The 325-nt window shown below is 68.9% G+C and carries 1 protein-coding gene; it reads left to right on the top strand.

Features of this window, described 5'->3' with window-relative positions:
* Nucleotides 1–325 (top strand): DUF2345 domain-containing protein (locus J8I87_RS44295; protein WP_209938958.1); only part of this gene is annotated, 325 nt, incomplete at both ends.

Below are 325 nucleotides of genomic sequence, written 5' to 3'. Positions count from 1 at the left end.
GTCAAGGAGCTGGCCGAGACGATCGCCCAACTGACGCGCGCCCGCCAGCAGCACGAGGACCTGTCGCAGCTTGCGAGGAAGCACAACGCGCAGACGCCGGATGCCAGCCAGGCCGACGCGGCCAGCACGATCAGGACGCAGAACGACGCGATACGTGGTCATGGCGGCAACGCAGGCGGGCCGGACGACTTCCCCGAACTGTCGCGGCCCGACATGGTGTTCGCGAGCGCCGCAGGCATCGCGACCAACGCGAGCGACAGCACGCACATGGCGAGCCAGAACGATCACGCGGTGACGGCGGGCCGCGACGTGAGCTATTCGGTGG

This window comes from Paraburkholderia sp. LEh10 (assembly GCF_017814945.1).
Lineage (GTDB): Bacteria > Pseudomonadota > Gammaproteobacteria > Burkholderiales > Burkholderiaceae > Paraburkholderia.
The sequence above is the reverse complement of the archived record's forward strand: the minus strand, read 5'-3'. Positions and strand labels throughout refer to the sequence as shown.